Below are 24,182 nucleotides of genomic sequence, written 5' to 3'. Positions count from 1 at the left end.
GCGGCGCTATGGAGAGGTCAACCGGCCTTGCGCGTGTCTTCGCGGGTCAATTCGTCCAGCCGGCTTTTCAGCACCTCCATCTCGCAGCGCAGGAGTTCCAGCTTCTGGGTTTCCGGATCGAATTTCTGCGCGCATGGCGTGCCATAGGGCAGGAATGGCTTCACATAGTCCTCGGCCGCCATCACCACCGGCTTGGCGGGTATGCCGATCATGGTCGCGCCTTCCGGCACATCACGCGTCACCACCGCATTGGCGCCGATACGAGCCTTCGCGCCGACGGTGATCGGGCCCAGCACCTGCGCGCCGGAGCCGACGATGGCGCCATCCAGGATGGTGGGATGGCGCTTGCCGCCCGTGCCGCCAGCCGGATCGGTGCCGCCCAGCGTCACGCACTGATAGATGGTCACCTCGTCACCGATCTCGGCGGTCTCGCCGATCACCACGAAGCCGTGATCGATGAAGAAATTGCGGCCGATACGGGCACCTGGGTGGATGTCGATGGCGGTGAGGAAGCGGCTGAAATGATTGACCAGTCGCGCGGCGAAGAAAAAGTGCCCGCGGAACAGCATATGGGCGATGCGGTGCAGCCCAAGCGCCCAGACGCCGGGATAGGTAAGGATTTCCCAGCGCGAACGCGGCGCCGGATCGCGCTGTTTCACCGAGTCGAGATAGGCGATCAAACCCATGGCGGTTCTCCGGCTGGCCAGAAAGCGGCTACCGATTTGAGCGTCACTTAATCCAATTCAAACAAAAAGGCCAGTCATCCCACGCGGGATGACTGGCCCTTCATGTTGACCAAGCAGGGCCTTACAGCGCCTGAAGCGTTCGGGCGACGGCATGCACCACGGCGGCGATGCGCACCGCGGCCTGGATCTTGTCGGCGCCGATGCCGTGTTGGGCCAGTACCTTGTCATGCGCGTCGATGCACATGCCGCAGCCATTCACGGCCGAAACCGCCAGGCTGTAGAGCTCGAAATCGGCCTTCTCGATGCCCGGAGTGCCGATCACGTTCATGCGCAGCTTGGCCGGCATCGTCTTGTAGTCCGGCCGCGACGCCATGTAGGTGAAGCGATAGTAGATGTTGTTCATCGCCATGATGCTGGCAGCGGCCTTGGCAGCATTCAGCGCTTCGGGGCTGAGCTTGGCGGCGGCTTCGGCTTCGGCCGCATCAATGAGCGGCTTGTGCGCGCAGGCATGGGCCACCGCCACGATCGTGCCCCACTTCTGCTGATCGCTGAGCAACTGCTCGGTCAGCAGGCTGGAGACGTTGAGGCGCAGATCCTTGGCGTAATCCGGCAGGGTTTTTGCGAGTTCGGAAAAGATCATGGGGGTTCCTTTCCCCTCGGTGGGGGAGGGCAGAATTGAGGGGAAGGGGGCCGCGGCAAAGCCGCGGCCTGACGTCAGACGGGTCACGGTTGGCGGCTGAGGCCGCCACCCGCGCCCGCTGGCCGGCCTTGCTGGAGTCGGTGGATAGCGCCGGGGCACTATCCACTCGCCCGGCAGCGGCTTACGCGGCTGGCTTCAGCGTGTCCTGGCCTTCGGTCCAGTTGCACGGGCACAACTCGTCGGTCTGCAGCGCGTCGAGGATGCGCAGCGTTTCGGCCGGGTTGCGGCCGACGTTCAGGCCGTTCACGGTGATGTGCTGGATCACGTTTTCCGGATCGATGATCAAGGTGGCGCGCAGCGGCACACCGGCGCCAGCAACGATGATGCCCAGCGCGTCGGCCAGCAGCTTGCTGTTATCGGCCAGCCACGGGAAATCGCAGGCGGCCAGACGCTCGTCGCTCTTGCGCCAGGCGAAGTGCACGAAATCGGTGTCGGTCGAAGCGCCGATCAGCACGGCGTCACGATCAGCAAAATCGCCCTTCAGATCGCCATAACCGATGATTTCGGTCGGGCAAACGAAGGTGAAATCCTTCGGCCAGTAAAACAGGATCTTCCACTTGCCAGGATAAGCCGTGGTGATGTCCAAAGATTCGCCGTTCGGCAGCGCCGCAACGCCCTGCTGCACGGGGAGATCGAAGGACGGAACTTTATCGCCAACAGTGAGAGCCATGAGATGAATCCTTGGTTTGGGGGGGTGTAAACGGGAACCAGCGAGCGCCAGCACGGTTCCATTGGCCTTGCACGAGATAGAAATCCAATCGATAATATCGCTATTATCAATCGAGTTTGTCGATGACGGCATTCCTGCCCACACTGAAACAGCTGCAGTATCTCACCGCGCTGCACATCCACGGCCACTTCGGCCGCGCCGCCGAAACCTGCTTTGTCACCCAGTCGACCTTGTCGGCGGCTCTGGCCGAATTGGAATCGCTGCTGGGTGTGCGGCTGGTGGAGCGCAACCGTCGGGTCGTGCGCTTCACGCCGATGGGCGAACGGGTGGTGTCCAAGGCCTATGTTGTGCTGCGCGAGGCCGATGAACTGGCCGGGCTCACCGTGGGTGGAGACAAGCCGCTTTCCGGCCCGCTGCGCCTTGGCGTCATCCCCACCATCGCGCCCTATCTGCTGCCACGCGCGCTGCCCAAGGTGCGGGCCGATTGGCCCGATCTGAAACTGCACTTGCGCGAGGAGATGAGCGGCCCGGCGACCGAAGCACTGGCGCGCGGCATGCTGGATGTGGTGCTGCTGGCGCTGCCGTGGGACACGGCGGGGCTCAGCGTGATGCCGCTGTTCGATGATCCCTTTTTCTTGGTGTTCCGTCCCGGCGATCGGCCCGATCCGCCGCCGGCCGTCGCGCCTGATGCTATTGATCCGCACCATCTGCTGCTGCTGGAAGACGGCCATTGCCTGAAGGAACAGGTGCTTTCGGCCTGCGGCCGTCCGGAGTTGCGCGCCGATCCCGCCCATCGCGGCACCAGCCTGGTAACATTGGTGGAAATGGTGGCCGGCGGCCTGGGCCAGACCCTGCTGCCGAAACTGGCGCTGGATGCCGACATCCTCACCCACGGCAACCTGATCGCGCGGCCGGTTTCGGGCAACGCCGCGCGCACCGTGTCGCTGGTGTGGCGTCACGGCTCCCCGCGCGAAGCCGAATTCCGTCTGATGGGCGAATCATTAGTGGCAGGATTGGCGCTGTCGTAAGCCGCGGCTATTGTCGGGCGAAACTTGGGAGAGCATCACATGAAGGCCGTGCTGTGCGTTGAACATGGGCCACCGGAAAAGCTGGTGGTGAGGGACGTGCCAACGCCGGAGCCGGGCCGTGGCCAGGTGCGCATCAGCGTGAAGGCGGTGGGGGTGAATTTCCCCGACACGCTGATCATCCAGAATCTCTATCAGTTCAAACCGGCGCTGCCGTTCAGCCCCGGCGGCGAATGCGCCGGCGTGGTGAGCGCGGTGGGTGAGGGCGTGGCTGATATCGCCGTGGGCGATGAAGTGATCGCCATGACCGGCCACGGCGCCATGGCCGAGGAAGTGATCGCCAATCGCGGCCAGATCGTGAAGATGGCGCCGGGCATGCCGTTCGACGTCGCCGCCGGTTTCACCATGACCTATGGCACCAGCCACCACGCGCTGAAACAGCGCGGCGCACTGAAACCGGGCGAGACGCTGCTGGTGCTGGGCGCGGCGGGCGGCGTCGGCCTTACTGCCGTTGAACTCGGCAAGGTGATGGGCGCCAAGGTGATCGCCGCAGCATCGTCGGACGAGAAACTGGCGCTGTGTCGCGAGATGGGCGCCGACGAGGTGATCAACTATGCCACCGAAGACCTGAAGGAGCGCATCAAGGCGCTGACCAATGGCCGCGGGGTTGATGTGATCTACGATCCGGTTGGCGACCGTTATGCCGAACCGTCCTTCCGCGGCATCGCCTGGAATGGCCGCTATCTCGTCATCGGCTTTGCCGCCGGCGCCATCCCGGCACTGCCGCTCAACCTGCCGCTGATCAAGGGCGCCAGCATCGTCGGCGTGTTCTGGGGCGCGTTCACCCAGGCCGAACCGGCGCTGCACCAGCAGAACATGGAAGAACTGCTGCGCTGGTATGCCGAAGGGAAGTTGAAGCCGCATGTCTCGCGGCATTTCGCGCTGGATGAAGGCGCTGACGCCATCCGCTGGATGATGGACCGCAAGGCGCTGGGCAAGATCGTCCTGACCGTCTGAGGAGAGAAGCGATGGCGCTGCGCGACACCTATCCGCTCTATGTGGCCAATGTGCCGGAGCAGCCCAATGCCGATCTGGTGGTGACCGACAAGTTCACCGGAAATCCCGCCACGCGCGTCGCCATGGCCGATGCCGCCACCATCGATCGCGGCATCGCGGCGGCGGTGGCAGCGGCCGAGCCGATGGCCCGCATGGCGAGCTTTGAACGGCAGGCGGTGCTTGCCCATTGCGTGAAACGCTTTACCGAACGCGCCGACGAACTGGCGCAGGCCCTTTGCATCGAGGCCGGCAAGCCGATCCGCGATTCGCGCGGCGAGGTCGGACGGTTGATTGATACCTTCCGCATCGCGGCGGAAGAAAGCGTGCGGATGACGGGCGAGGTGCAGCCGCTCGACATTTCAGCGCGCGCCAAGGGCTATCAAGGGATGTGGAAACGCGTGCCGATCGGCCCGTGCAGCTTCATCAGCCCTTTCAACTTCCCGCTGAACCTTGCCGCGCACAAGATCGCGCCGGCCATCGCGGTGGGCTGTCCGTTCGTGATGAAACCGGCCAGCCGTACGCCACTCGGGGCCATCATCATCGGGGAAGTGCTGGCTGAAACCGATCTGCCGCCCGGCGCTTTTTCGATCCTGCCGGCCCACCGGGAAGGCGCGGACCTGTTCACCACCGACGACCGGTTGAAACTGCTCAGTTTCACCGGATCGCCCGATGTGGGCTGGGATCTGAAGGCCCGCGCCGGCAAGAAGAAAGTGGTGCTGGAACTGGGCGGCAACGCGGCTGTGGTGATCATGCCCGATGCCGATCTGGATGATGCCGCCGATCGCACCGTGTTCGGCGCCTTCTACCAATCCGGCCAGTCCTGCATCGGCGTGCAGCGCATCCTGGTGCATGATGATGTGTACGATGCGTTCAAGGCCAGGCTGGTCGAACGCACCGCCAAGCTGATCGCCGGGAACCCCAGCGACGAGAACACCTTCATCGGCCCGATGATCGACGTGAAGGAAGCCGCCCGACTGGACGACTGGATCAAGGAGGCGGTGGCCGGCGGCGCCAAGCTGCTGTGCGGCGGCCAGCGCGACGGCGCGATGCTGGCGGCGACCCTGCTGGAAGATGTGCCACGCGGCGCGAAGCTCAACACCGAAGAAGCCTTCGGCCCGGTCGCCTTCTTCACCCGCTTCAAGACGTTCGATGAAGCCCTGCACATCGTGAATGATAGCAAGTTCGGCCTGCAGGCTGGCATCTTTACTCGCGATCTGTTCCAGATGCTGAAGGCTTGGGACGTGCTCGATGTCGGCGGGGTCGTGATCAACGATGTGCCCAGCTACCGGGTCGACAACATGCCCTATGGCGGCGTGAAGGATTCTGGCCTGGGCCGCGAAGGCGTGCGGTTTGCCATGGAAGACATGACCGAGATCCGGAACCTGGTGATCAGGCGGCGGCCGCAGGACATGTGAGGCGGCAGCCAGCCCCCATTCATCCTTTCACACGCACCTTCCCCCCCAACATCCATCCTGCTAGTGGTGCTTTCATGCCCCGTCTGAACCGCTCCGCGCTTGCCTTGCTGCTGCTCACACCGCTGGTGCTCACCGCCTGCGGAGGCGGCCGCAAGGCCAAGAAGGACCAGAGCTATATCGCGCAGGATGTGGAGACGCTGTATAGCGCCGCGCGCGAAACGCTGGCGAAGCGCCAGTATCGCCTTGCTGGTGCGCAGTTCGACGAAGTGGAGCGTCAGCATCCCTACAGCGTGTGGGCCCGCCGCGCACAGCTGATGTCGTCCTTCGCTTATTATGCGGCGGGCGAATATCAGGAAGCCATCGGCGCCGCTCAACGCTTCCTGTCGCTGCACCCCGGCAGCCGCGAGGCGCCCTATGCCTATTACATGGTGGCCTTGAGCCACTACAACCAGATCATGCCGGTCAACAAGGATCAGAAGACCACGCAGCAGGCGCTGGACTCACTGGGGGAGCTGATCCGCCGCTATCCCAACACCGATTATGCCGCCGATGCCCGCTTGAAGATCGATCTGGCCCGCGATCACCTCGCCGGCAAGGAGATGGAGATCGGGCGTTTCTACCAGAGCCAGGGCCTGTATCTGGCGGCGATTGTCCGGTTCCGCACCGTGATCGACAAGTTCGACACCACCAGCCATGCACCCGAAGCGTTGCACCGGCTGGCCGAATCCTACCTCGCCATGGGCATCCCGGAAGAGGCCACCAAATCGGCCGCCGTGCTGGGCAATAATTATCCGGAATCCAAGTGGTACCAACGCAGCTACAAGCTGATCGGCCGCTGGGTACCGGAAGCGCCCAGAAAGTTGGCCAATCAGGGCGGTCGTTGATGCCGATACCGGCGACCCTGATCACCGCCGGGCTGCTTGGTCTCGTTTTCCTGGCGCTCACCATCCGCGTTGTTGGACGCCGCGTCTCTGGCAAGATCATGATCGGTGATGGCGGCGACAGCCAAATGCTGGAACGCATCCGCGCCCACGCCAATTTCACCGAACATGTCCCGCTCACCCTCCTCCTGATGGCGGGTATCGAGATCGCCGCCGGCCATCATGCGCCGTGGCTGTGGATTTCGGGCGGCCTGTTGGTGCTGGCCCGCATCGCCCATGCCATTGGCATGAGCCGGCCATCGCCCAACCCGTTCCGGGCCGGCGGCGCACTGATCAGTTGGGGGCTGATCCTGGGGCTGTCCTTATGGGCGCTGTGGTTGGGGTTGGGGCTTCAGCCGCCATCTCCCAACTATATTTAACTTTTGCGGATCGCATTTTCCGAGCCGCGAAGCTGAAAATGCTCAGCCAAGCATCCGATCCGCCACAAAGGCATTGGCCTGGCGTTCGCGGCCAAAGGTGCTCATCGGGCCGTGGCCGGGCACGAACGCCGTTTCATTGCCCAACGGCCACAACTTGGTGGTGATGGCTTCCACCAGATCGTTGAAATTGCCCTTGGGGAAATCAGTGCGGCCGATGCTGCCCTGAAACAGCACATCGCCCACAATGGCGAGCTGCGATGGCGCGTGGTGAAACACGACATGGCCGGGCGTGTGGCCGGGGCAGTGATAGACATCCAGCACCAGCTCGCCCACCGTCACCTGGTCGCCATCGTGCAGCCATCTGTCGGGCGTGAACGCCTCGGCGCCGGGCACGCCGTAAGCGGCGCCTTGCGCGGGGTTCATGTCGATCCAGAACTTGTCATCGGGGTGGGGGCCCTCGATCGGCACGCCCAGATCGCGCGCCAGCACCGCGGTTAGACCGCAATGATCGATATGGCCGTGGGTGACGAGCAGTTTCTCGATGGTCACGCCATTGTCGGCGGCGACCTGCTTCAACCGATCTAGATCGCCGCCCGGATCGGTGAAGGCGCCGCGCATGGTTTTCGTGCACCATATCAAGGTGCAATTCTGCTGGAGCGGCGTGACCGGCACGATGATGGCTTGCAGGGGCGGCTTGGCTGTCATGCCGCCATCAGTGGCGAATCCGTCGGCCCCATGCAAGTCGGGACGAACATTGCGGTTCCGTAATGACGAATTGCGGCACAGGGCTGCTATCCATTGCTTGTCTGTAATGAACGAGGCGCTGGATGCAGGAAAAATCAGGTGTGCTTTCCAGTTGGCGGCAGGACGTGCCGGCTTCAATCGTTGTGGCGCTGGTGGCGCTGCCCTTGTGCCTGGGGGTGGCGCTGGCGTCCGGTGCGCCGCTGATGGCGGGGCTGGTGGCCGGTATTGTCGGCGGCATCGTGGTCGGTGCGCTCAGCGGCTCGCCCCTGTCCGTGTCCGGTCCGGCGGCCGGCCTCACCACCATCGTGCTGGCCGGAATCACCAGCCTGCCCAATTTCGAGGCGTTCCTGCTCGCTGTCTGCCTGGCCGGGGTGCTGCAACTGATCTTTGCCGCGACGCGCGGCGGTGTGATTGCCGAATTCGTGCCGGGCGCGGTCATCACCGGCATGCTGGCGGCCATCGGCCTGATCCTGATCCTCAAGCAATTGCCGCACGCCGTCGGCTATGATCGCGATCCCGAAGGTGACATGGGCTTCGTGCAGCCCGATGGTGAAAACACGCTCACGGCGCTCAGCCATATCCTCAGCAACAACATCCTGTGGGGCGCTGCGCTGATCGCAGTGGTCAGCCTGGCCTTCCTGTTCTGGTGGGACAAGGCCAAGCCCAAGGATGGCCCGCTCAAACTGTTGCCCGGCCCGTTGGTGGTGGTGCTGTTTGCCGTGGGTTCCAACGAAGCCTTCCGCCAGTTTGCGCCCGAACTCCATATTGCCGCCAGCCACCTGGTGCAGGTCCCAGTTTCGGCAACGCCCTGGGCGCTGGCCGATCAGATCCGCCTGCCGGATTTCGGCGCCATCACCAATCCCAAGGTGTGGACGCTGGCACTGACATTGGCCATCGTGGCCAGCTTGGAATCGCTGCTCAGCGTCAAGGCCGTCGATGAACTCGATCCCAAGCGCCGGGTGACCGACAAGAACCGCGAACTGCTGGCGCAGGGGGCGGGCAATCTCGTCTCCGGCATGCTCGGCGGCCTGCCGGTCACTTCGGTGATCGTGCGGTCATCGGCCAATGTCGAAACGGGGGCGGATTCGCGGCTGTCCACCATGTTGCACGGCACCTGGCTGCTGCTTGGCCTGGCGTTGATGCCGGCCATCCTCAACCTCATCCCGCTGTCGGCGCTGGCCGCGGTGCTGATCGCTACCGGCTACAAGCTGGCCAAGCCGGCGCTGTTCCTGCAACGCTGGAAACAGGGGCTCAGTCAGTTCATCCCTTTCGTGGTGACGGTGCTTGCGATCCTGTTCACCGATCTGCTGGTGGGCATCGCCATCGGGCTGGTGGTGGGCATGGGCTTTGTCATCTGGCGGTCCACCGGCAACATCATCACCTATGTCGAATATGGTGAAACCGTGATGGTGCGGGCGCGGCGCAATCTCTATTTCATGCACAAGCCGGCGTTGCAACAGGCGCTGGAACGGGTGCCGGAAGGTACGTCGCTGCTGATCGATCTGTCGGCCACCTCCTATGTCGATCTCGATTGCATCGACATCATCAACGGTTTTGCCAAGGCAGCCCAGTATCGCGGCATCGACGTGAAGATACGCGCCGATCACACCCGCAAAGCGGCCGACAAGATCAACGCCCCCATCACCCGCGCCCGCGCGACCTGAGGATCCCATGAAGGAAGTCGATCAACTGCTGCTGTCGAACCGGGCCTGGGCCGCCGAAATGCTGGCCGAGAACCCCGAGTTCTTCAACCGCAACGTCAACTGGCAGCGCCCGGCCTTTCTGTGGATCGGCTGTTCCGACAGCCGGGTGGCGCCAGATCAGATGACCCAGGCGGTGCCCGGTGGCCTGTTCGTGCATCGCAACATCGCCAATCTTGTCTATCCTGATGATCGCAACCTGATGGCCGTGCTGTATTATGCCGTGAACGTGCTGGAAGTGGAGCATGTGGTGATCTGCGGCCATTATGGCTGCGGCGGTATTCAGGCGGCGTTGGACGGCGCGCCAGAAGGCGCGATTTCCCACTGGCTGGAACATGCCCGCCAGGTGCTGAACGATCACCGCAGCGAGATCGAGGCGCTGCCGGAAGGCGAGGAGCGGGTGAACCGGCTGGTGGAAGTGAATGTGCGCGACCAGTTGCTGCATTTGGCCGGCGCCGGCCCGGTGCAGAAGGCATTCCAGGCCGGCCGGTCGCTATCCCTGCACGGCTGGGTTTATGATCTGCGCGATGGCCATATCAAGCCGCTGATGCGCATCGATAAGGACACGGTCCTTTCCGAAGTGCCCAAGCCGGAACGCGTGCTGGTGTAATGCAAAGGGGCCGCCGCGTCGCCGCGACGGCCCCTGAATTGCGTTGTGCCGCGGTTACTTGGCAGCGATCACCGTCAGCTCCACCAGGAACTGCGGGCCAGCCAACGCGCTGATCTGCATGGTGGTGCGGGTGGTGGTGGTCGGGTTCTCGGCATTGTTGAAGAACTCGGCGAACCCGGCGTTGAAGCCGGCGAAGTCCATCTTGCCGTCCATGCCGGGCGCGGCGACCAGATAGGCATCCATGCGCACGATGTCCTTCATGGTCATGCCGTGCGCCGCCAGCAGTTCCTTGATCTTCTTCAGCGTGCTGATCGTCTGGGTCTTGGTGTCACCATAATCGCTGCCGCCCGGCGCGGCTGGCGATGCGAGGTTGCCCGACAGATAGACGGTGGTGGCGCCGGCCTTGACCTTGGCGGCGGTGAGAATGCGGCCGCCGGCGGGGCCGACCTTTTCGACGTTCTGGGCGAACGCCGGTGCGGCAATCGCCATGGCCAGGGCGGCAGCTGCAAGCGTGAACAATTTCATGGATCAGGTCCTCTTCGGTTGCAAAAAGAAGCGGGCGGCAGGATTGCCCTGCCGCCCGCTGTTGGCAAGCGATATCGCTTGCGCCTCCGCTTAGAACTTGGCAGTGGCGCGCACGTACCAGAAGCCGCCCGCCTGACCCAGCGGCGAGGAGCCGGGGTAGAGCGAACCGTTGGCCTGGCCGCCGGTGGACGGATAGGCGTTGCGGGTTTCGACATCCGGGTAGTTGTTGAACAGGTTTTCGACGCCCACCGCGAGACGATAATTCTCGGCGATGGTGAACCCGGCTTCGAGATCGATGCCAATTTCGGCACCGAAGGTCTTGCCCCATTCAGGTATACCCGCGGCGGCATTGGGCGCCGGATAGCGGGCGCGGAAGGCAACCGGATCAACGCCAGCGGGCACCGAACCCACCGGCAGGAAGTAGGAGGTGAACTTGCCGAAGTAGTTGGCACGCATGGTCAGATCAAACGCACCGCTGGTGTAGTTGGTGCTCAGCACAGCGCGCCAGCGCGGGTTGCTGTCCTCGATGTTGCCCTTGCGGGTGTTGTCGATCAGGCTCAGCACCCGGGTGTCCGTCGGCCGGATCGCCGACAGGACGATGGACCGGCGATCGATGACCTTGGTCTTGTTGTAGTTCACCGCCAGGCTGCTGTTGAAGCGGCCGATGCCCGTATCCATCCGGTGCGACAACACAATGTCGAAGCCCCGGGTGCGGGTGCGGAAGCCGTTGGTGAAATAGTTCACCTGGCCAAGATCAAGCGCGGTGGGCAGGCCCAGCGCCAGCAGCGCCTGCTGGTCGGCGCCGGTCACGGTCACCGAAGAGGTGATGCCGATCCGATCCTTCACGACGATGTTGTAGGCGTCGAACGTCAGGTTGAAGCCGCTGCCCGGGGTGATCACGAAACCACCCGAGAAGCTGGTCGATTTTTCCGGCTTCAGTTCCCGGGCGCCGTAAAATTGCGCCGAGATGCTGTCCGGACGGGCGGTCTGTGTGGCCACCGGCACCGGGCTGCCGGACGGGAAGCCGGTCTGGGTGTTCTGGGTGAACTGCTGGCCCGGCGTCGGCGCGCGGAAGCCAGTCGACGCGGCACCGCGCAAAGCGATGACATCGTTGATGGCCCAACGGGCGCTGAACTTGCCGTTGAAGGTACTGCCGAAGTCGTTGAAATAATCGTAGCGGGCAGCCAGGCCGAGATCGAGGCCTTCAACCGCTTCGGCTTCGAAATCGAGGTAGGCCGAATAGTTGTTGCGGCCGCCTTCAGCCACGTCGCTTGGACCGAAGCCGGGGAAGCCGTTGGCGCCCACGGCCTTGGTCACGTTGAAGGTGGTGCCGTTGGCGCGCTGCACCAGCTGCGAACCGAAAATGCCCGGTTCCCACGAGGCGCGGTCACCTAGGCCGACGGCGAAAGCTTCGCGGCGGAATTCAAGACCGGCGGCTATGAACAGCGGCTTGTAGAAGCCTATATCGGTTTCATAGCTGAAATCGGCGTTCAGGTTGTATTCCTGCTGCGTGACCTTGCCGAGGTAGAAATCGGTCGGCGACGACGGGCCCAGCGACGGGTTCAGCGTGTCATACATGAAGTAACGGATCTGGTTGCGTCCGTAAGACGCAGTCACATCATATTTCAAGCCGCCTTCGGTGGAGCCCTTGTAGCCACCGACGATCGACAGATCCTCGATCGAAGCTTCGAACACCGGCACGAAGCCGTTGGGGAATATTGAGGTTTCCGTGAAGGTGCGGCCGGTTTCGCTGAAGATGGCGCGACCCGACACCGGATCGGTGCCGATGCGATCGAGATACCACAGCGAGTTGATCGACTTGGAGAAGGTGCCAGTGCCCGGACGCAGTGGGATGTCCGCCGCGCTTACGGCGATCGGGCGGCGATAGTTGAAGTCGTTGGACTGGCGTTGCCAGCCATAGTTGCCGAAGGCATAGACTTCATCACCATCGCCAACCGGCACGGCGGCGTTCCACACCACGCGATAGGCGCGGTTGGACGGCTGGCCGAGCTGGTTGCCCGTGGGACGCGGCGGCTTGATGCCTGCAGCGATCAGCGGGGCGATTTCCGGACGCGGCACCGAACGATCGAACACGTTCTGATCGATGAATTCGCCAGTGATGTTAAAGAAACCGCCATCACCCAGCTTGAAACCGGCGTTGGCGCTGATCTGCAGGTCTTCACCGTCGCCACGATAGGTCTGACCATAACGCGCAGCCAGGTTGTAGCCGGAATCGGCGCGGTTGAGGCCGATGTTAATCACGCCGGCGATGGCGTCCGAACCGTACTGGGCGGCGGCACCGTCGCGCAGCACTTCAATGCGGCTCACTGCCGGCGAGGAAATTTGCGAGAGATCGGGGCCCTGCGAACCCGCGTTCAGCGAATCGCCGGTCACCTGCACAAGCGCCGAACGGTGCATGCGCTTGCCGTTGATCAGCACGAGGATCTGGTCAGCCGGCAGGCCGCGCAGGTTCGGCGGACGCACGAAGGCCGACGCATCGCCCAAGAGGTTGCGGTTCTGGTTGAACGACGGCACTAGCGTTTTCAGGATGCTCTGCAGCTGCGGCGACGGCTGGGCCTTGAAATCGTCGGCGCTGAACACGTCGATCGGCACGGCGCTTTCGGCCACGGTGCGATCGGTACGGCGGGTGCCAGTCACGATGATCGTGGTGTCTTCCTTCGAACCTTCTGCCGCGGCGGCTTCCTGGTCATCGGCTGCAGCGAGGGCCGGTGCGGCCATGCTCGCCAGCACAAGGGCGACCATCGAGGTGGCCAGCTTCAGATCAACCCTTTGGGTCTTGTCGTTCAATCGCATCATGTTAGTCCCCTGGTTAAAATTCGTCATGCCCAGTCGCCGGTTGCTGCGAAGCGATCCTTCCCGCCGCTCAGCAGTTCCGACCCTTTCAGGCCGCACCGAATCGGCAAACGGTCATGGCCGCCGCCGATCCCCGTTACCAACTCACTGGCAATGCCCACAGGTATTTTCCCGAGAGACCCGAATTTGAGCCCTGCAAGCAAATGCCGATGGGCGTTTTCAAGCACCAATATCTCCTTGCCTGACATACGCCACTCGCGCACCCCGATAAATGGCCGCAGGGCTGTTGCCGCAATGATACAGTTGGCGAGCGTTGCATTGGCGCAACAGTTCGCTTCTGCAACGGGCCATTTCAGGCAGGGAATGTCTTTCCCATTGGCACGAAGCGCACCGCCACCCCGCCGTAATCCAGATCGATTGGCGCCTGGCCGGCATAGCCATGGGCGGCATAGAAGGGCTCGCCGGGCAAAGTTGCCATGAGTTCTGTGCGGGTGAAGCCGGCGGCTGCGGCTGCGTCTTCGCAGGCCTTGAGCAGTGCCGCCCCCACTCCGCGCCGGGCGGCGTGCGGCGCCACGAAGAAGGCGCGGATCTTGGCGGCATCGCGCGACGGATCGAGCAGGCCGGATTTGCGTCCGGCAAATTTGTCCCCACCAAAGAGCGTCGCGCGCTTGCTCCAGCCGCCGCAGCCCAGCAGGTCGCCCGCGCTGTCTTCCACCAGCAGATAGGTGCCATCCGCCACCAGTTCCGAATCGACGCCGAACACATGGGCGATGGCGGCTTCGGTTTCCGCAGGCGTATAGAAGCCCTGGCTCAGGATGCGGGCCGAAGCGGTGATGATGGCTTCCAGCGCCGGGATTTCGGCGGGCTGTGCCGGACGAATGTGCAGATTGGTCATGGTTGCAAGGCTCATGCCCGATACTGGCTGCGCCCGTCCACCACGGTTTCGATGATGGGAATATCCTTGATCCGTTCGGGCTTCAACACCGTCGGGTCCTCGGCCAGCACGACATAATCGGCCAGCTTGCCGGCGGTCAGGCTGCCCTTGATGGCTTCTTCCTTCGCTGCCCAAGCGCCGTTGAGGCTGTTGATACGGATGGCTTCCAGCACGGAAACGCGCTGGTTGGCACCCCAGGTTTCGCCGTTCCAGCCGGTGCGGGTCACCATGCCCTGAATCCCCATCAGCGGCGCGAACGGGCCGGGGAAGAAATCGCTGCCGGCGCAAACCTTGATGCCGTGATCAAGGAAATCGCGGAAGGCCATGGCGTTGGCCATCCGGTCGGCGCCGTAAAATCCGAACTTGTCGCTGTTGTAATAGGCGTAACTCGTGAACGGTGCCGGCACCGCGCCCAACGCCGCCATGCGCTTCAGCAGTCCCGCGTTGACCAGCGTGCAGTGGGTGATCTTGGGCCGCAGATCCTTCACCGCCAGTTTCGCCTGCGCGCGTTCAAAGGCCGTCAGCGCCATGTCGATCGCCACATCGCCATTGGCGTGGATATTGGGCTGGATGCCGGCGCGCACCACCTTTTCCACCCACGCATCCAGCACGTCCTGCGGTTCCGTCACATTGCCATAATAGGCCGGGGTGCGGCCGGCATAGGGCGTGGACAGCGCCATGGTGCGTTCCGAAAAACTGCCATCGGCGGTGTGTTCGGCGGTCGCGCCCAGCCGGATCCAGTCATCGCCGAACCCGGTTTTCAGGCCGGCGGCGATCATCTGGTCCACCATCTTGCCTTGCGCTTCATAATTCACCCGGTGTTTCAGCCCACCGGCCGTGCGTACATCCTGGATCGCTGCCAGATCGCCGCCCTGGTGGTGCACCGTGGTCAGGCCATAACGGCTGAAGGCGCCGCTGATGTGCGCCATGCCGGCCCGCATGCGCTTGGCCTTTTCGGCGGCATCCAGCACAGGGCGCTGGCCCTTTTCTTCCACCAGATCGATGGCGTTATCGGTGATGCGGCCCGAAAGCCGGCCATCGGGCAGCCGATCGAAGGTGCCGCCGGGCGGGTTGGGCGTGTCCTTCGTCACCCCGGCCAGCGCCAGCGCCAGGTTGTTCACGAACACGGTATGGCCGCCGCGATGGCGCACCATCACCGGGTGCGTGGTGCTGATCTTGTCCAGATCATCCACCGTCAACTGCCGGCCATCCTTCACCTTGGTATCGTCGTGGAAAAAGCCTTCCACCCAGAAACCGGCCGGTGTCTTCGCGGCCTTGGCCTTCAACTTGTCGATGATGGAGGCGATGGTGACGAATTCCACCTCGAACGGATTGCCCACCAAGGTTTCATACAGCAGGACGTCGCCGATCGGGTGGTTGTGGCAATCGATGAAGCCCGGCACCACGCAGGCGCCCTTCAGATCGATCATGCGCGTGCCGGTGCCAGCCAGGCCCTTCACCGCATCATCGCCCACCGCCATGATGCGGCCGCCCTTGATCGCCATCGCCGTGGCGGTGGGCAGGGCATCATCCATGGTGATCAGCCGGCCATTGTGCAGGATCGTATCGGCATCCCGTTCATGCGCGGCGGCACGGGCGGCCCAATTGGCCCACAGCGGCGTGGCCATGGCGACTGCAAGCAGGTGGCGGCGATTGGCGTGGATGGTCATCGGCTGGTCCCCCAAGTCGGCATCGTCGCCTCGCAATCCATGAAGTGCAAGAGGCAAGAAAAAGGGCGGAGCCGGCCCCCGCCAACCCCGCCCACTTCGCGACGAGCGAAATCAGTTCAGCCGGGCTGCCCCACGGCGCGGCGGCGGGCGATGCTGCCGACCAAGCCAAAGCCCAGCATCATCATCCAGCTGGCCGGTTCCGGCACCGGATCGAACACATTGCCAGACACGGCCAGGTTCAGCTGATAGCTGCGGGCGCCCACGCTGCCGGCCGGGGCGAAATCGATGAAATTGAAGGTGAAGATGTCGTTGACCGCGCCCACGGCGAGCGGATCGAAGGTCATCGAATAATTGTTGGTCAAGCCGCCATCTAAGCCATTGTTGAACGTGGTGATGTTGCTGGTCAACTGGCTGTTGTTGGTCGATCGGCTGATCGAGGTCAGGCTGAGCCCCGCCGAATTGATGTTGCCGATGTTGGTGATGGTGAAATTGAGCAAGGCCGGGCCGCTGTTGACCAGCAGCGTGCCAAAGTTCAGTGAGCTGCTGGTCACGGTCGATCCGGTGCTGAACGACGGATTGGCGAAGTTCAGATAATCATAGGCAATGCTGTACGTGTTGTTGGCCGTGGTGGTGCTGCCAAAGGTCATGAACGATTGCGCCGTGCCGTTGGCGGCGTTGGCGTTGGTGGTGACCCGGGTGCTGCCCGTGGCCGCGTTGGCGAAACCGATGGTGCCCGTGCCGGCATAGGCGGCCAGATTGGCGGTGGGCACGGCCGTGGTGCCCGAAATCGTCGCGGTGGTGGATGTGGCGGTGTTGTTGCCCGGGCTGTTGGCGCAGTTGCCGCCCCAGCACGACCGCGACACGGTTTGTGCCGTGGAGTTGAAGGTGACACCGGCGATCGTTACCGAACCGGTTTGCGTGACGTCGGCCGTGACCGTGCGGCCACCGGTACCGCCGGTGCTGCCGCCAACCTGCGCCGTGGTGAACACGCTGGTGTTCACCGTTGCGCGGGCACCGACCAGGATCCCGGTGTTGGTGTTGAACTGGGCCACGTTGACCGTTGTGCCGGGGCTAGAGCCGATCGCGGTGAATGTTGAGCTCGGCGCGTTGACCGTGGCCGTCTGCAGATTGGTGGAGAACCGTGCCTTGGTTGTCGAAACCGTGGTGGTCAGCGGCGTGACCGCCATCGCCGCACTTGCCATGCCGACAACCGCCATGGCCGAAATAATCTTCGCGAAACTGTTCACTTGACCCGTCTTTCCTGGTCCCGACCCCTTGGGACTTGCCCGCAGGAAAGCAAGAAACGTGCCAAGCGTGATAAATCAGCTAAAGTATTGAGAAAAAACAATAGTTAAGAAAGGATTTACATCCATTGTGTAAGCCAGCCCGACAAAACTTGCGCCAGAATGACGCAAAGTCCGCCGTTGCCGCCGCCGCTTGCACTCCCCCAATCAACCAGTTTTGCCGCGGCGGCTGCCGGCCCACAGTGGCGGGGAAAAAAGGGAGGAACGACCCATGGATTTCGCGTTGCCCGCCGATCTGATTGGCTATCTGGCCGAGCTTGACGCCTTCATCGAAGCCGAGATCAAGCCGCTGGAGCAACAGGACGACAATATCCGTTTCTTCGATCACCGCCGCGAATGGGCGCGCACAGATTTTGAGCACGGTGGGTTGCCAAGGCGCGAATGGGAATTGCTGTTGCGCGAAGCCAGCATGCGGGCCGACAAGGCCGGCCACTGGCGGTTTTCGGCGCCGAAGAAATATGGCGGCAAGGATGGTTCCAACCTGTGGATGGCGGTGATCCGTGACAAGTTCGCCGCCAAGGGCCTGGGCCTGCACAATGATCTGCAGAACGAACACAGTATTGTGGGGAATTTCCCATTCGTCGCCATGTTCGAAAGTTTCGGCACCCAAGCGCAGCAGCAGGAGTTCATCCTGGGCGGCTTTGCCCGCAACCGGATCACTGCCTTCGGCCTGACCGAGCCTGATCACGGCAGCGACGCCACCCACATGGAAACCACCGCCGTGCCGGAGACCCGTGACGGCGTGGAGGGCTGGCTGATCAACGGCGAGAAGATGTGGACGACAGGCATGCACGTCGCCACCCACTGCGCCACCTTCTGCCGCACATCAGGCGCGCCCGGTGCGGCGCGCGGCATCAGCTGTTTCCTGGTGCCCACCGACACGCCCGGCCTGAAGGTGGAAGAATATCTGTGGACCTTCAACATGCCCACCGATCACCCGCGGGTGAGCTTCACCAATGTGTGGGTACCGGATTCGACGCGGCTGGGGCCAGCCGATGGCGGCCTGTCGCTGGCGCAGAGCTTTGTTCACCAGAACCGCATCCGCCAGGCGGCCTCGTCGTTGGGCGCGGCCACCTTCTGCGTGGAAGAGAGCGTGAAATACGCGCGGACCCGCAAGCCGTTCGGGGAGGCACTGTCGAAGAACCAGGCCATCCAGTTCCCGCTGGTCGAACTCGCCACCCAGTGCGAAATGCTGCGCCTGATGATCTACAAGACCGCGTGGGACATGGATAACATGCCCCACGAGGCCATCGAGAGCCAGCTTTCGGACAAAATCTCCATGTGCAACTATTGGGCCAACCGGCTGGTGTGCGAAGCCGCCGATCGGGCGATGCAGGTGCACGGCGGCATCGGGTACAGCCGGCACAAGCCGTTCGAACATATCTTTCGGCACCACCGTCGCTATCGCATCACCGAAGGGTCGGAAGAGATCCAGATGCGCAAGGTTGCGGCCTATCTATTCGGTTATCTCGGCCCCAGAAATAAGCTTTTCGCCGATTTGTAAGCGTGGCAAGCATGCCCCATGAAACTGGGCGTCTGCTGGTATCCCGAACAATGGCCGGAGCCGCTCTGGGCCAGCGACGTGCAGCGAATGGCGGCGCTGGGCCTGTCGTTCGTGCGCATTGGCGAATTTGCCTGGAGCCGGATCGAGCCTGAACCCGGCCGGTTCGAGTGGGACTGGCTTGATCGTGCGGTGGAACTTGCCCGTGCGGCGGGGCTGGAGGTGGTGATGGGCACGCCCACCGCCACGCCGCCGAAATGGCTGGTGGATGCGCATCCGGAGATACTGGCCAAGGGCCGCGACGGGCAGGTGAGGGGCTTCGGTTCGCGCCGGCATTATTGTTTCTCGTCAGACGTGTATCTGGAGCAAGCCAAGCGCATCACGGCATTGATGGCGGATCGTTATGGCCAGCACCCGGCCGTGGTGGCGTGGCAGACCGACAATGAATACGGCTGCCATGACACGGTGGTGAGCACGTCCGATGCGGCCAAGGCGGCGTTCCGGCGCTGGCTGGCCGAACGTTATGGCAGCGTGCAGGCCCTGAATGCGGCGTGGGGGCTAAGCTTCTGGAGCCAGGAGTATCGCAGCTTCGACGAGGTAGACACGCCGTTCGGCACCGTCACGGAAAGCCACCCGGCGCACCGGCAGGACTGGCAGCGTTTCTCCTCGGCCATGGTGGAGCGCTTCAACGCCGCCCAGGTCGAAATCCTGCGCGCCGCCTCGCCGGGGCGGGATATCGTCCACAATTTCATGGGGCTGTTCACGGAATTCGATCACTTCAGCGTCGGCCGCCAGCTCGATGTGGCGACATGGGACTCCTATCCCATCGGTTTCCTGGGGCAGGGGCCGTTCAGCGCCGCCGACAAGGCGCGATATCTGCGCACCGGCCATCCCGACCTCGCCGCCTTTCACCACAGCCTCTATCGCGCCTGCGGGCAGGGGCGCTGGTGGGTGATCGAACAACAACCGGGGCCGGTGAACTGGGCGGCGTGGAACCCGGCGCCGGCCAAGGGCGCCGTCGAACTCTGGGGCTGGGAAGCCGTCGCCCACGGCGCCGAGCGCATGAGCTGGTTCCGCTGGCGGCAGGCGCCAACTGGGCAAGAGGCGATGCACGCCGGGCTGAACCGGCCGGACAACCAGCCGGCGGCGGCATGGCCGGAAGTGGAGGCATTGGCCGCCGGTCTGGCCGCGCTTGGCCCGCTGCCGCCACGCGGGCGCAGTGATGTGGCGCTGATGTTCGATTATGACAGCGTGTGGGCGGTGCAGAGCCAGCCGCAGGGCCGCGATCAGGATGTACTGGCCACCGCGATGGCTTGGCACACGGCGGCGCGGCGGTTGGGCCTGAGTGTCGATATCGTGCCGCCGGATGCTGATCTGGCGGGTTACGGCATGGTGTTGCTGCCTACACAAATCTTTCTGGATGAAGGCCTTGCGCGCCGACTTGTGGTTAGCGGCGCAACTATACTGGCTGGCCCGCGCACCGGTTCCAAGACCCGCGATTTCGCCATTCCCGTCGGCCTGCCGCCCGATGGACTGAGGGCGTTGATCGACGTGACCGTGGCGCGAGTGGAAAGCCTGCCGCCTGGCATGGTGCTGCCCGTTGGCAACGCAGGCCAAGTGACGGGCTGGATGGAGGATGCCGAGGCCGGCGCCGCCGTCGAAACGCGCCTTGCCCTCGATGATGGCCGCGGCCTGTGGTTTGCGAGCCAAGCAGCGCATTATCTCGCCGGGCAGGTGGATGAAGGCCTGCTGCGCCGCGTCCTAACGGAAGTTGCCGTTGTCGCTGGCCTCCAACCGCGCGATCTTGGCCCGGATGTACGGGTGGAACGGCGCGGCGCGCTCTGCTTCCTGTTCAACTATGGCCACCAGCCTTTTGCAACTGAAGAAGATGTGGTGATCGGAAGCAAATTGGTGCCGCCCGCCGGCGTCGCCATCTGGAAGGATGAAGCCCCATGACGACGCTTGCTGCCAAGATTGGCGCTCTGGCCGAAACCGCAGCGCTGGCCGATCCCGGCCCGCTGGCCGACGGCGAAGCGCGCTTTATCGTTGAGCATTTCGCGCTCACTGCCAACAACGTCACTTATGCCGTGCATGGTGAGGATTTCGCTTATTGGCGTTTTTTCCCGGCGCCGGAAGGTCACGGGATTGTCCCCGTCTGGGGCTTCGCCCGCGTGACCGAAAGCAAGGCCGAAGGGATCAGCGAGGGCCAGCGTTTCTTCGGTTACTGGCCAATGGGCGCGGTTGCGGTGCCCACCCCGGTGCAGGTTTCGGCCCACGGCTTCACCGATGGCGCCGCCCACCGCGCTGGCCTGCCGCCTTTCTACAACCGCTACAGTCCGGCCAGCCCGGCCTGGGGCGATGAAGCGCTGCAGTGCCTGTTCCGCCCGCTCTATGCCACCAGCTTCCTCATTGATTGCCTGGTGGCGACACGGCCGGTCGATACGCTGATCCTGTCCTCCGCCTCCTCGAAAACCGCGCTCGGCGTGGCACAGGCGGCGAAGGGCCGGCAGCGCGTGGTTGGTCTCACGTCGCGGGGCAACAGGGAATTCTGCGAAAAGACGGGCTATTTCGATCAGGTGCTCAGTTACGACGAGATTGCGCAGGTGGGGGGTGACGCCATCGCCTTCATCGATTTTTCCGGCCATGGCGGCGTGCGCAGCGATGTCCACACCCTGTTGGGTGAGCGACTGAAGGAAAGCCACATCGTCGGCGACACCCACTGGCAGAGCCCCAACACCAACGAATTGCCCGGCCCGGTCCCGCAGCTGTTCTTCGCCCCCACCGTGGCGCAAGATCGGGTGGCGGAATGGGGCCCGGCTGGCTTTGAACAGCGGCTGGGTGAAGCCTGGGGCCGCTTTGCCGCCACCTTGGGCTGGTTGCGGGTGGAGCGCGTGACCGGCGATGCCGCCGCTGCCAAGGCCTGGGCCGAACTGGTGGCGGGCCGCATCGATCCGGCGGCCGGGATCATCGCCAGTCTTTGATCCATTCAGCTTGGTGAAAGCGCGGTGACGCCAATGTCCCACTCATGGAATGGGGTTTGGACACTAAGTCGCAAGTTCCCATCTTGAGTGCACCGCTTTGCGCGCGTAAGGACCACGTCCAAGCGATCCGGCGCACCCGCCCGGGCGTGTGAGAAACCTGCCGGCATCTCGCCGGCGCGAGGAGAATAACCGATGAAGATTCTGGGTTTTGTCGCCGCTGCCCTGATGATCGCCGCTCCGGCCGCCGCCAAGGAAATCACCGTAAAGATGCTGAACAAGGGTGCCGAAGGCGCCATGGTGTTCGAACCGGCGTTCGTGAAGGCCGCCCCTGGCGACACCGTTAAGTTCGTGGCCACCAACCCGGGCCACAACGCGCAGACCATCGCTGGCTTCCTGCCGGCCGGTGAAGCCGAACAGAAGGGCGCCATGGGCAAGGATTTCGTGCTGAAGGCCGGCAAGCCGGGCGTGTATGGCATCAAGTGCCTGCCGCATTTCTCCATGGGCATGGTTGCCCTGGTGCAGGTCGGCAACGGCCCGTCGGCCAACCTCGCTGCCGCCAAGGCCGTGAAGCTGTCGCCGCTGGCCACCAAGCGCATGGCTGCCTACCTGGCTCAGGCCAAGTAATCGCCCACCAGCGATGATGAAGCGGCCGGGGTGGCAACACCCCGGCCGTTTTCGTTAGAGGCCCGCCGCCTTCAGCATCGCGGAAGCGCCAGCTTCCGCATCATCGCTGCCTGAGCGGAAGAAGGCGAAGAGTTCCCGCGCTGTGCCCGGCCCCGAAGCATCGATCGTCGCCGCTGGGCGGGACAGGAACTCTGCGGCATCCACCAGCACATCCAGTTGCCCCTGCCGCGCGCAAAGGCGGATCACGTCACCATCGCGCACCCGCGCAATCGGCCCGGCGGCCATGGCTTCCGGGCAGAGGTGGATGGCCGCCGGCACCTTGCCCGATGCGCCCGACATGCGGCCATCGGTCACCAGCGCCACCTTGTGCCCGCGATCCTGCAGCACGCCTAGCGCTGGCGTCAGCTTGTGCAGTTCGGGCATGCCATTGGCCTGCGGGCCCTGGCCTCGTACCACCACCACCACGTCACGGTCCAGTTCGCCAGCCTTGAAGGCGGCCTGCACGCTCTCCTGATCCTCGAACACGCGCGCCGGAGCTTCGATCGTCCAGCGTTCTTCGTCCACGGCGCTGGTCTTGAAGATGGCGCGGCCCAGATTGCCTTTTACCAGCCGCATGCCGCCATCGGCGCGGAACGGGTTGGTGGCGGCGCGCAGGATGCTCTCGTCGCGGCTTTCCGGCACGTCGCGCCACACGAGGCGTTCGCCGTCCATCGCCGGATCGCGGACATAGTCGGCCAGGCTGTCCCCACCCACGGTCGGAATATCGCCGTGCAGCAGCCCCGCATCGAGCAGGGTGCGAATGGTGAAGGCCATGCCGCCCGCCGCGTGGAACTGATTCACATCCGCTGCGCCGCCGGGATAGACGCGGGCCAGCAGCGGCACGGCGCCCGACAATTCGTCAAAATCCTGCCAGTCAATCAGCACGCCCGCCGCCCGCGCGATAGCGGGCAAATGGATGGCATGGTTGGTCGAACCGCCGGTGGCCAGCAAGCCGACAATGGCGTTGACGATGGCGCGTTCGTTCACACAGATGCCCAGCGGGCGTTCCTCCGGCTGGTTCAGCGCGATCTTTGCCAGCCGGTGCATGGCCGCACGGTTCATGGCGGTGCGCAGGCCGGTGCCGGGATTGACGAAGGCAGCGCCCGGCACGTGCAGGCCCATCACCTCCATCATCATCTGGTTGCTGTTCGCCGTGCCATAGAAGGTGCAGGTGCCGGGGCTGTGGTAGCTTGCGCTTTCGGCCTCCAGCAGTTCGGCGCGGCTGGCCTTGCCTTCGGCCGCCAGCTGCCTGATGCGCTGCTTTTCCTTGTTGGGCAGGCCGCTGGGCATTGGCCCGGCCGGGACGAAGATCATCGGCAGATGGCCAAACCGCAGCGCGCCGATCAGCAGGCCCGGCACGATCTTGTCACAGATGCCGAGCAGTGCGACCGATTCGAACATGCCGTGGCTCAGCGCCACCGCCGTGGCGAGCGCGATGCTATCGCGGCTGAACAGGGAAAGCTCCATGCCCACCTGGCCTTGCGTCACGCCATCGCACATCGCCGGCACGCCGCCGGCCACCTGCGCCGTGGCGCCGACTTCGCGGGCAAACAGCTTCAATTGCGGCGGATATTGGCCATAGGGCTGGTGGGCAGACAGCATGTCATTGAAAGCCGTGACAATACCAATGTTGACGCGCGCGCCGGCCCTGATCGTCGCCTGATCATCCAGTGCTGCGGCAAAGCCGTGGGCAAGGTTGGAGCATGACAGCCGCTCCCGGCCCATGCCGTTCTCACGTTCGCGGCCGATATGATCGAGATAGCGGGCGCGGCCGGCGCGGCTTTTCTCGATGATGCGGTCGGTGACGCGGGCGAGAGTAGGGTGCAGAGCCGTCATATGCTTAGCATACGCAGCAACACCGGGCTTGGGCAGATGGAATAGCGC

The 24,182-nt window shown here is 63.8% G+C and carries 22 protein-coding genes; 11 read left to right on the top strand and 11 right to left on the bottom strand.

What is annotated here, in order from left to right; all coding sequences use genetic code 11:
- Nucleotides 1–17 precede the first annotated feature (17 nt).
- The 3 genes from epsC to Q7O19_RS00800 all read right to left on the bottom strand — a co-directional run bounded on the left by epsC (nucleotide 18) and on the right by Q7O19_RS00800 (nucleotide 2,056).
- A complete protein-coding gene (epsC, locus tag Q7O19_RS00810; RefSeq protein WP_022680576.1) occupies nucleotides 18–686 on the bottom strand; it encodes a serine O-acetyltransferase EpsC in 669 nt (222 codons plus the stop codon).
- Nucleotides 687–807: 121 nt separating this feature from the next.
- Nucleotides 808–1,326, bottom strand: a complete 519-nt coding sequence (locus Q7O19_RS00805) for a carboxymuconolactone decarboxylase family protein (protein WP_303782850.1) — start codon at nucleotides 1,324–1,326, stop codon at nucleotides 808–810.
- Nucleotides 1,327–1,507: 181 nt separating this feature from the next.
- On the bottom strand, nucleotides 1,508–2,056 hold the full coding sequence (locus Q7O19_RS00800; protein ID WP_303808071.1) for a peroxiredoxin: 549 nt from the start codon (nucleotides 2,054–2,056) through the stop codon (nucleotides 1,508–1,510).
- 122 nt (nucleotides 2,057–2,178) lie between these two features.
- Between Q7O19_RS00800 and Q7O19_RS00795 the strand changes: the two genes are divergently transcribed.
- The 5 genes from Q7O19_RS00795 (at nucleotide 2,179) to Q7O19_RS00775 (ending at nucleotide 6,852) form a co-directional block, all read left to right on the top strand.
- Nucleotides 2,179–3,084, top strand: a complete 906-nt coding sequence (locus Q7O19_RS00795) for a hydrogen peroxide-inducible genes activator (RefSeq protein ID WP_303808069.1) — start codon at nucleotides 2,179–2,181, stop codon at nucleotides 3,082–3,084.
- 39 nt (nucleotides 3,085–3,123) lie between these two features.
- The gene (locus Q7O19_RS00790; protein ID WP_303808067.1) at nucleotides 3,124–4,098 is read left to right on the top strand and encodes an NADPH:quinone oxidoreductase family protein; all 975 of its coding nucleotides are present in this window, start codon (nucleotides 3,124–3,126) and stop codon (nucleotides 4,096–4,098) included.
- Nucleotides 4,099–4,109: 11 nt separating this feature from the next.
- Nucleotides 4,110–5,552, top strand: a complete 1,443-nt coding sequence (locus Q7O19_RS00785; RefSeq protein WP_303808065.1) for an aldehyde dehydrogenase family protein — start codon at nucleotides 4,110–4,112, stop codon at nucleotides 5,550–5,552.
- A gap of 74 nt (nucleotides 5,553–5,626) precedes the next feature.
- Nucleotides 5,627–6,436 (top strand): outer membrane protein assembly factor BamD, encoded by an 810-nt coding sequence (locus Q7O19_RS00780; protein WP_303808063.1) that lies wholly within the window; start codon nucleotides 5,627–5,629, stop codon nucleotides 6,434–6,436.
- Nucleotides 6,436–6,852, top strand: a complete 417-nt coding sequence (locus Q7O19_RS00775) for an MAPEG family protein (protein WP_303808061.1) — start codon at nucleotides 6,436–6,438, stop codon at nucleotides 6,850–6,852. The genes Q7O19_RS00780 and Q7O19_RS00775 overlap by 1 nt, the downstream gene beginning before the upstream one ends.
- Before the next feature lie 42 nt (nucleotides 6,853–6,894).
- Here the strand turns inward: Q7O19_RS00775 and Q7O19_RS00770 are convergent, their stop codons facing one another.
- The gene (locus Q7O19_RS00770) at nucleotides 6,895–7,557 is read right to left on the bottom strand and encodes an MBL fold metallo-hydrolase (RefSeq protein WP_303780614.1); all 663 of its coding nucleotides are present in this window, start codon (nucleotides 7,555–7,557) and stop codon (nucleotides 6,895–6,897) included.
- 164 nt (nucleotides 7,558–7,721) lie between these two features.
- On the opposite strand from Q7O19_RS00770, the gene Q7O19_RS00765 reads away from it, so the two are divergent.
- Complete coding sequence (locus Q7O19_RS00765) at nucleotides 7,722–9,260, top strand: SulP family inorganic anion transporter (RefSeq protein ID WP_303808060.1); 1,539 nt, start codon at nucleotides 7,722–7,724, stop codon at nucleotides 9,258–9,260.
- A gap of 7 nt (nucleotides 9,261–9,267) precedes the next feature.
- Nucleotides 9,268–9,906 (top strand): carbonic anhydrase, encoded by a 639-nt coding sequence (locus tag Q7O19_RS00760; RefSeq protein WP_303808059.1) that lies wholly within the window; start codon nucleotides 9,268–9,270, stop codon nucleotides 9,904–9,906.
- A 54-nt stretch (nucleotides 9,907–9,960) separates the two neighbouring features.
- Here the strand turns inward: Q7O19_RS00760 and Q7O19_RS00755 are convergent, their stop codons facing one another.
- The 6 genes from Q7O19_RS00755 to Q7O19_RS00730 form a co-directional block, all read right to left on the bottom strand.
- Nucleotides 9,961–10,431: a Rid family hydrolase gene (locus Q7O19_RS00755; protein WP_303808058.1), complete on the bottom strand. Its 471-nt coding sequence runs from the start codon at nucleotides 10,429–10,431 to the stop codon at nucleotides 9,961–9,963.
- 90 nt (nucleotides 10,432–10,521) lie between these two features.
- Complete coding sequence (locus Q7O19_RS00750; RefSeq protein WP_303808057.1) at nucleotides 10,522–13,248, bottom strand: TonB-dependent siderophore receptor; 2,727 nt, start codon at nucleotides 13,246–13,248, stop codon at nucleotides 10,522–10,524.
- 23 nt (nucleotides 13,249–13,271) lie between these two features.
- Entirely contained in the window at nucleotides 13,272–13,472 is a 201-nt protein-coding gene (locus tag Q7O19_RS00745; RefSeq protein ID WP_303808056.1) for a hypothetical protein, read from the bottom strand.
- 125 nt (nucleotides 13,473–13,597) lie between these two features.
- Complete coding sequence (locus Q7O19_RS00740) at nucleotides 13,598–14,155, bottom strand: GNAT family N-acetyltransferase (RefSeq protein ID WP_303808054.1); 558 nt, start codon at nucleotides 14,153–14,155, stop codon at nucleotides 13,598–13,600.
- A complete protein-coding gene (locus tag Q7O19_RS00735; RefSeq protein ID WP_303808052.1) occupies nucleotides 14,152–15,849 on the bottom strand; it encodes an amidohydrolase in 1,698 nt (565 codons plus the stop codon). The genes Q7O19_RS00740 and Q7O19_RS00735 overlap by 4 nt, the downstream gene beginning before the upstream one ends.
- A gap of 116 nt (nucleotides 15,850–15,965) precedes the next feature.
- A complete protein-coding gene (locus tag Q7O19_RS00730) occupies nucleotides 15,966–17,096 on the bottom strand; it encodes a PEPxxWA-CTERM sorting domain-containing protein (RefSeq protein ID WP_303808050.1) in 1,131 nt (376 codons plus the stop codon).
- 268 nt (nucleotides 17,097–17,364) lie between these two features.
- On the opposite strand from Q7O19_RS00730, the gene Q7O19_RS00725 reads away from it, so the two are divergent.
- From Q7O19_RS00725 to Q7O19_RS00710, 4 genes are all read left to right on the top strand, one after another.
- Nucleotides 17,365–18,657 (top strand): acyl-CoA dehydrogenase family protein, encoded by a 1,293-nt coding sequence (locus tag Q7O19_RS00725; RefSeq protein ID WP_303808049.1) that lies wholly within the window; start codon nucleotides 17,365–17,367, stop codon nucleotides 18,655–18,657.
- An 18-nt stretch (nucleotides 18,658–18,675) separates the two neighbouring features.
- Nucleotides 18,676–20,610 (top strand): beta-galactosidase, encoded by a 1,935-nt coding sequence (locus Q7O19_RS00720; protein ID WP_303808047.1) that lies wholly within the window; start codon nucleotides 18,676–18,678, stop codon nucleotides 20,608–20,610.
- Nucleotides 20,607–21,635, top strand: coding sequence for a DUF2855 family protein (locus Q7O19_RS00715; RefSeq protein WP_303808045.1), 1,029 nt, complete (start codon nucleotides 20,607–20,609; stop codon nucleotides 21,633–21,635). The genes Q7O19_RS00720 and Q7O19_RS00715 overlap by 4 nt, the downstream gene beginning before the upstream one ends.
- A 192-nt stretch (nucleotides 21,636–21,827) precedes the next feature.
- Entirely contained in the window at nucleotides 21,828–22,259 is a 432-nt protein-coding gene (locus Q7O19_RS00710; RefSeq protein WP_303808044.1) for a pseudoazurin, read from the top strand.
- A 54-nt stretch (nucleotides 22,260–22,313) separates the two neighbouring features.
- Here Q7O19_RS00710 and edd read toward each other — a convergent pair whose 3' ends face one another.
- The gene (gene edd, locus Q7O19_RS00705; protein ID WP_303808042.1) at nucleotides 22,314–24,134 is read right to left on the bottom strand and encodes a phosphogluconate dehydratase; all 1,821 of its coding nucleotides are present in this window, start codon (nucleotides 24,132–24,134) and stop codon (nucleotides 22,314–22,316) included.
- Between the last annotated feature and the right edge of the window lie 48 nt (nucleotides 24,135–24,182).

This window comes from Sandarakinorhabdus limnophila DSM 17366, assembly GCF_945882885.1.
GTDB lineage: Bacteria > Pseudomonadota > Alphaproteobacteria > Sphingomonadales > Sphingomonadaceae > Sandarakinorhabdus > Sandarakinorhabdus limnophila_A.
Note: the sequence above shows the minus strand (reverse complement) of the source record. Positions and strands in the feature narration are given on the sequence as shown.